This window comes from Sulfurovum sp., from assembly GCF_041562805.1.
Classification (GTDB): Bacteria; Campylobacterota; Campylobacteria; order Campylobacterales; family Sulfurovaceae; genus Sulfurovum.
Genome location: NZ_JBFFOH010000127.1, coordinates 1 through 7,249 on the forward strand (window position 1 = coordinate 1; position 7,249 = coordinate 7,249).

Annotated in this window: 8 protein-coding genes; 4 read left to right on the forward strand and 4 right to left on the reverse strand. The window is 36.7% G+C overall.

Annotated features, from left to right (window positions below; translation table 11 throughout):
- The 4 genes from ABYK33_RS12140 to hisH form a co-directional block, all read right to left on the reverse strand.
- On the reverse strand, positions 1 to 1,407 hold a 1,407-nt coding region (locus ABYK33_RS12140), incomplete at its 3' end, for an ATP-dependent metallopeptidase FtsH/Yme1/Tma family protein (protein WP_373033504.1).
- Between the two features lie 156 nt (positions 1,408 to 1,563).
- A complete protein-coding gene (locus tag ABYK33_RS12145) occupies positions 1,564 to 2,379 on the reverse strand; it encodes a 50S ribosomal protein L11 methyltransferase (protein ID WP_373033505.1) in 816 nt (271 codons plus the stop codon).
- 83 nt (positions 2,380 to 2,462) lie between these two features.
- Positions 2,463 to 3,179, reverse strand: coding sequence for a 1-(5-phosphoribosyl)-5-[(5-phosphoribosylamino)methylideneamino]imidazole-4-carboxamide isomerase (gene hisA, locus ABYK33_RS12150; RefSeq protein ID WP_373033506.1), 717 nt, complete (start codon positions 3,177 to 3,179; stop codon positions 2,463 to 2,465).
- A gap of 10 nt (positions 3,180 to 3,189) precedes the next feature.
- Positions 3,190 to 3,801 (reverse strand): imidazole glycerol phosphate synthase subunit HisH, encoded by a 612-nt coding sequence (gene hisH, locus ABYK33_RS12155; protein ID WP_373033507.1) that lies wholly within the window; start codon positions 3,799 to 3,801, stop codon positions 3,190 to 3,192.
- A gap of 292 nt (positions 3,802 to 4,093) precedes the next feature.
- Here hisH and ABYK33_RS12160 point away from each other — a divergent pair, with 292 nt between their 5' ends.
- From ABYK33_RS12160 to ABYK33_RS12175, 4 genes are all read left to right on the forward strand, one after another.
- Positions 4,094 to 4,684, forward strand: a complete 591-nt coding sequence (locus ABYK33_RS12160) for a hypothetical protein (RefSeq protein WP_373033508.1) — start codon at positions 4,094 to 4,096, stop codon at positions 4,682 to 4,684.
- Between the two features lie 108 nt (positions 4,685 to 4,792).
- Positions 4,793 to 5,677, forward strand: coding sequence for a lysophospholipid acyltransferase family protein (locus ABYK33_RS12165; RefSeq protein ID WP_373033509.1), 885 nt, complete (start codon positions 4,793 to 4,795; stop codon positions 5,675 to 5,677).
- Complete coding sequence (locus ABYK33_RS12170; protein WP_373033510.1) at positions 5,674 to 6,564, forward strand: ELM1/GtrOC1 family putative glycosyltransferase; 891 nt, start codon at positions 5,674 to 5,676, stop codon at positions 6,562 to 6,564. Before ABYK33_RS12165 ends, ABYK33_RS12170 begins: the two co-directional genes overlap by 4 nt.
- Positions 6,561 to 7,249 (forward strand): glycosyltransferase (locus ABYK33_RS12175; protein WP_373033511.1); only part of this gene is annotated, 689 nt, incomplete at its 3' end. The genes ABYK33_RS12170 and ABYK33_RS12175, both read left to right, overlap by 4 nt.

The following is a 7,249-nucleotide window of genomic DNA, read 5'->3' on the forward strand; positions in this document are numbered from 1 at the left end:
GATGATAGATACTTTTGTAACACGGGTTGCACCTTTGGTAAGTTCAGCCATGAGTGCATGACCACTCTCATGGTAGGCAACGATCTTTTTCTCAACTTCAGAGATCTTACGGTTTTTCTTTTCAAGTCCAACAAATGAACGCTCTATAGACTCTAGAAGATCTTCTTGTTCTATCTCTTTTTTGTTGAAGCGTCCGGCAAGCAGTGCTGCTTCGTTAATGATGTTCGCCAAGTCTGCCCCCGCTAATCCGGCAGTCTGTTTTGCAACAATCCTCAAGTCGACAGTTGAAGCAAGTTTTACTCCTTTAGAGTGTACTTTTAAGATAGCCAAACGTCCATCATAATCAGGCTTGTCTACAAGAACTTGTCTGTCAAAACGTCCTGCTCTAAGAAGGGCAGCATCAAGTATTTCTGGTCTGTTTGTAGCAGCAAGTACAATGACTGGAGTATCTGTACCAAAACCATCCATCTCTGCAAGGAGTTGGTTCAGTGTTTGTTCTCTCTCATCATTTCCACCCATCTGTCCACCTGAAGCACGACTTTTACCGATAGCATCTATTTCATCGATAAAAATAATAGAAGGAGCTTCTTTTTTGGCTTGAGCAAAAAGGTCACGTACACGACTTGCACCTACACCCACAAACATCTCAATAAATCCAGAACCACTGACTGAGAAGAAAGGTACAGATGCTTCACCTGCTACAGCTTTTGCAAGAAGTGTTTTACCTGTTCCCGGAGGTCCCACTAAAAGTAAACCTTTTGGAATCTTCGCACCAAGTTCCATGTATCGTTCAGGAAATTTAAGAAAATCAACGATCTCTTTGACTTCATCTTTGGCTTCTTCGACACCCTGTACATCAGAAAATTTTGTCTCTGGTTTTTCAGAATTGATGAGTTTGTCTGCTTTACCTGCACCTAATATACCACCACCCATGCCTTTAGACATCTTTTTGGCTAAGAAGATCCAGATACCAAAGAATATGAGGATAGGAAGCAGCGAACCTAAAAGGTCAGAGATAAATCCACCACCCATGATACCTTCATAGCTAATGTTCTTTTCTTCTAAAAGAGGAATGAGATCTTTGTCGTAAGTAGGAACATTTTGTGCAACAAAACGTATTTTACGACCATCCGCATCTGCAATAGCTTCGACAGTCGTAGGCGTAAGCTTCACTGAAGTGATGCTTCCTTTTTCTATCTCAGCTTTAATTTCTGAGTATTTTACTGTTTTGGTTTGTGTAACATTGCTACTACTGTCTAACATATTACCAAGACCATCACCATCACCTACAAATGATTTAAAGATCATGATGATCACGATAGAAAATATCGCAAATGCCAATAATGGATTGTTGTTAAAAAAATTATTATTGTTATTGTCTTGGTTGTTTTTATCTTGCTTAGCCATTTATTTCCTTCTTATATACAAGTGTTACCCACTTTACTTTTATTATGACGCAACTTGAACAAAGTCCAAGTTAGTACGTTGACACTTAGCCCTGCTAAAGCTATACTCTTCGATAACTTCAGCAGTGGGCTCATCGTACATGTACGATTTTATAAATTATTTTTTGTAGACAAGTGTAACCCACTCATCCTTAAGTGTTCGTTTTACTAGAGTGAGTTCTTTAAATGAGTCCACTACTAGGTCTTCTTTTTTATCTAAAATACCTGAAAGTATCAATAGACCTTCTTCTTTACAGGTAGATTTTAAATCTTTTGCTATAAATCTGAGTACATCTGCGATGATATTTGCGATGACCACATCATAAGTAGTTTTCGCTTTATCTATAGAGCCTTCCCAAAGTTTGTCATAGGTTTCTTCGTTGAGTCCGAAGTTTTCTTTACAACTTTCAACAGAGAGAGGGTCTGTGTCACAAAGTTCGACGTGTGCACCCAGCTTCTTACAAGCCAAACCCAAGATACCTGACCCACAGCCTACATCTATAACAGATGAGTCAGAAACTACATATTCACTGATCGCTTCTAAACATGAAAATGTTGTGGCATGATGCCCAGAGCCAAATGCAAGGGCAGGGTCGATCTTAATATTGATAAAATCTTCTTTAGGCTCATACCAACTTGGAAAGATGTAAAACTTTCCAGCTTCTATAGGTTGGATAGAGTCTTGATAGGTCTTTATCCAATCTACATTTTCTTTCTCTTCTAGAGTATAGTCCATTTTAATAGCATCACTTAAAGTACCTGACAATGATACAAGGGCATCTTTAACAAAAGTTAAATCAGATTCACTTCGTACAATGATCTGCCCTGTACCAAGTTCCAATCCTTCACCATAAATATTGGCAACGAAGTCTGCGATGAAATCTACAAATTCATCATTAAGTGTAATGGTAAGTTCATAATATTTATCATTCATTTCTTAATCCTGGTAAACACAACAAGTTGTGTGAGCATACTGCTGAAGTAAACTTAGCGTTAGCGTAGTAAAATGGACTTTGTTCATTTTACGTTCTTTGTTCTATGGAAAGCTTCTTCAAGGTCAAGTGTACCTTCGTAAAATGCCTTACCTACGATAGTGCCATCTATACCAGCTTCTATTAGCGCATTAATATCTGTCATATCTTTTAATCCACCAGAAGCAATCGTTTCAAGACCTGAAGCTTTTTGAATTTCCAGGGTAAAGTCTACATTAACTCCGGTCATCATTCCGTCGCGTCCTACATCTGTACAGATAATAGCTTCTACACCTGCATTGGCAAATTCCCGTGCAAGATCAGTGGCTTTCATATCACTCACTTCTCCCCAACCTTCTACTGCGACCATACCGTCTATGGCATCAATACCTACAACGATAGGATATTTCGCAGCCATATCTTTTACAAACTGAGCATCCTTTACAGCGATAGACCCTAAAATGAGTCTATCAATTCCAAGTTCCAAATACATTTTGATCGTCTCTTCATCACGGATACCACCACCCAGTTCAAGCTTGAGGTTACAGTGCTCACGGATCTGTTTGATCTGCTCTAAGTTTTCAGGTTTACCTGCGAAGGCACCGTTAAGGTCAACAAGGTGTACCCACTCAGATCCAAGTTCTTCAAATCTTTTAGCCACTTGCCAAGGTTCATCTGAATAAATTTTTGCAGACTCCATGAGTCCTTTGCTTAATCTTACGGCTTTACCGTCTTTGAGGTCTATTGCTGGTAGTATTGTCATCTATTTTTTCCTATAGTTTTGCAAAATTTTCTATGATCTTTAAACCATTTTCATGGCTTTTTTCCGGGTGTGGTTGGATACCGTAAATATTTCCGTTTTGTACAGCAGATACAAACTCGTATCCGTAGTGCGTCTTTCCTATAGCATACTGGTCATCACATACTGCATGGAATGAGTGGACAAAGTAGAGATAGAAGTCTTTATCTAGTCCATCAAAAAGAGCAGTTTCTTTTTGTTGAAACAGTTCATTCCAACCCATGTGAGGTACTTTGAGGTGATGATCAAACTTACTTTCATCAAAAGCGATTACTTTTCCCGGAATAAGACCTAAACCCTGTGTTTTGCCAAACTCTTCAGAACTCTCAAAAAGAAGTTGCATACCCAGACAGATACCCAAAAGAGGTTTACCTGACGCAGCAAAAGCAATGACTGCTTCATCCATACCATTTTCTTTAAGGTGTTCCATGGCGTCACCATATGCCCCTACACCAGGTAAGATGAGTTTATCATATTGGTTGAGTTTGGAAGGATCACTCTCTAATGTAGCATCTACTCCAACTTTTGCAAAAGCATTGATAACAGAAGCAAGGTTTCCCATGTTGTAATCGACGATTCCTATCACGATATTGTTCCTTCAATAGACTATAATTACCGTGATTATAGCAAATTAAATTGAAAGCATATGTTTTAGGTCTCGTTTGGGAGTATTGGGTTATAATATCAATAAGAGATAGAGATATAAATAGTAGTTTATTGTATGTAAAGTAATGAGATGATGGATTTTGTATTATTTCAATATATAGGTTGCTGAAACGTATGCAAGAAAAGGCAGATCAGATTACAGTCGGAGTATTGATTGTGCCAATATCGAAGATGGAAAGTATACTATACTGATCTATACAAAAGGTGAAAAAATGGCAAGTATTAAAAAAAGTTTTGATATCAAACTTTGGAGTATGAGTATTGGTATAAGTATATTTTTTATTTTAGCAGTTCTTTATTTATATCCGGAAGTTGATACAGGGGAAGAGGGAATACTTGAAATAAGTCAATCAATTTTTATTGCATTTTCGATGATAGGATTTGCTTATCATGCTTTTATAAGTAAAGAGATAGAAGCAAAATTAGCAAGTTTTGGGCTCTCTCTTCTTTCGTTAACTTTTTTGTTAAGAGAGTTGGATGTAGAAAAACTTGATATACCTTATTTCCTGATTATTTTAGGCAGTGGTTTAGGGAGGAATTTACTTTTAGGATCTCTTTGGATCATTCTATTGATATTGACTTTAAAGTATATAAGTGTTGAAAAAAAGAAAATAGTCGCTTTTCTTTTTTCTACCTCTGGTCAATTACTTATGTTTTCGGCTTTACTGTTAGTGCTAGGTGTAATGATGGATAAAAATGTATTTTCATTACAACTTATGACAACAAGATTTTATGAAGAGTTATTGGAATTGTTAGCGTACTGTTTTTTGTTTTTTGTTTCTATTTTAAAAATCAAGCAATAATTCATATATCTTGAAGAACATTAAAATAAATAAGAGGCAATATATTTATGGAATTTATTCTTTAGTCTATTTAGATAAAATGATGTATAAAAAGTAGTCAGGTTGGGGATGAAGGAAAGAATAGAATATAGCTTCGTAAAACTGTTTTTGTGGTTAGCAAAGATAGCACCTAAATCATTCATCTATCTTATGATGAAAGGTCTTACCCTGCTTGTCTATCATTTAGATAAAAAAAGACGTAACCTTACTATTGCAAACCTTACTATGGCATTTCCTGAAAAAACTTCTGAAGAGATAGTAATGCTTTCTAAGCAAGTATATATGGAACTTTCTATCACAATTACTGAGATCCTGCTAATGTTTACGGGACAGTTCAACATTGATGAAGCCATTAAAAATCATGATCAAGCCCAAAAGAAATTACATGATATAGCACAAAATAGCCCCAATGGAGTGATCGTGATAACTGCGCATTTCTCTAACTGGGAACTTGCAGCACACTTTTTAGCTAAACATGGTTTACCTATGCTTGCGATTGGACGAGAAGGCAATAATAAACTCATTGATCAAAAGATCACTATTCCTTTTAGAAATAAATACGGTAATCGTGCAACTTCAAAAGACAATGCAATGCTTGCCATGGCAAAAACACTTAAAAAAGGTGATGCAGTAGGGTTACTGATAGATCAAAAATCTGGACATCTCAATAGTGTTAAAGTGAACTTCTTTGGTATGCCTGCGGAGACGACCATTTCAGTAGCGATGTTGAAATTGAAATTTAATCCGATCGTAGTGCCTATTTTTGTCACTAGACAAAGTGACGGGATGTATGAAATGATAATCAATGAACCTATTGATTACGTTGCAGATGAGATTGAAGATAAAGAGAAGAAGTTGGAAGCGATGACCTTGAAATATAATCAAGTCATAGAAAAGACCATTAGACAATATCCGGCGCAATGGTTTTGGATGCATAACAGGTGGAGACTATGAGTAGGGTTCTAATACTCAGTGATGAGCGTATGGGACATCTGAATCAGTCTTTGGCATTTGTAAAATATGTAGACGCTGTGTATGATGTTAGGCCTGTTAAGTTTAGATATAAATGGTATAAAGCACTCAGTTATATACTGGATAAGATAGGTATATATACAAACATGTTGTTTGATCTTCAGCTAGATAAAAAATATGATATGGTTGTGGGAACAGGGTCAACAACTTCTTATGCGACTAAAGTTTTCGCTAAAAAAATGCATGCAAGATCTGTAACTATGATGTTACCTCAAGGCTATCGTTATGATTTTGATATCATCTTTGCACAAAGTCATGATAACCCACCCTCAAAAGAGAATATCATAAAAATACCTGCAAATTTTTCTTATGTGGAACCTAAAGGTATCTACCAAGCACAGAAGAAGTCTATAGGTATCGTTATTGGTGGAGATAATAAACTGTTTACTCTATCCAAAGAAAAACTTCAAGAACAGTTAGATTTTATCAAACGGTATTATGAAGGGTATGAGGTCGCTATCACTACTTCTCCGAGAACCAGTGAAGAGATAGAACTTCTAGTAGCGTCATACGAGTTTGATTATGAGGTAATTTTCTCTAAAAACCCTATCAACCCTATCCCTGATTTTCTTGAACTCTGTGAGACTGTATTTATCACAGGGGATAGTACTTCGATGATATCTGAAGCTATCTCCTATGGTAAGTCCAATGTAATTGTATTGCCTTTAGAGCGTAAAGAAGAAAATAAATTTACTCGGTTTATAGATACTTTGGAAAAAGAAGGGTATCTGCATATTTTTAACGGGAATATCAAAAATAAAAATAACAAAATAGATTTTAAAGCATACCTCAAAGAGGTGAACGCATGAAAATAGTACAGTTATTGCCTGAGCTCAATGAAGGTGGGGTAGAGCGTGGTACTATGGAATTGAGCCGTGAGCTTGTAAAGCTTGGACATGAAAGTATTGTTATCAGTGCAGGGGGGAAACTGGAAGAAGAGATAGAAAAAGATGGAGGAAGACATATCACTTTTAATGTATGTTCCAAAAACCCTTTTACTGTTCCTTTTCGTATGATACAGTTACGGAAAATGTTAAGAGAATTAAAACCCGACATCCTTCATGCAAGAAGTCGCGTTCCCGCTTGGCTTGCATACTTGGCAAATAAAAAGCTTTATATCCCTTTTGTCACGACTGTACATGGATTTAACAGCGTGAGCCCTTATAGTGCTGTGATGACAAAAGGTGACAGAGTGATCTGTGTGAGTGGTGCTATCAAAACGTATATTCAAGAGCACTATCAAACAGCTGATGAAAAGATCACGGTGATACCCAGAGGAATTGATCTGGAAAAGTTTAATCCTAAAAAGTTAGATGCTGCATTTATAGATGACTTTAGGGAAGAGTATGCACTTAGTGGTAAGTTTATAGTTACATCAGTTGGTCGGATCACGCAGTTAAAAGATCTAGAGACATTTATCTCTGCGATTGCTGTATTGAAACAGGATCATTACAATGTAGTCGGACTGATAGTGGGTGGAGTAAGAGAAGATAA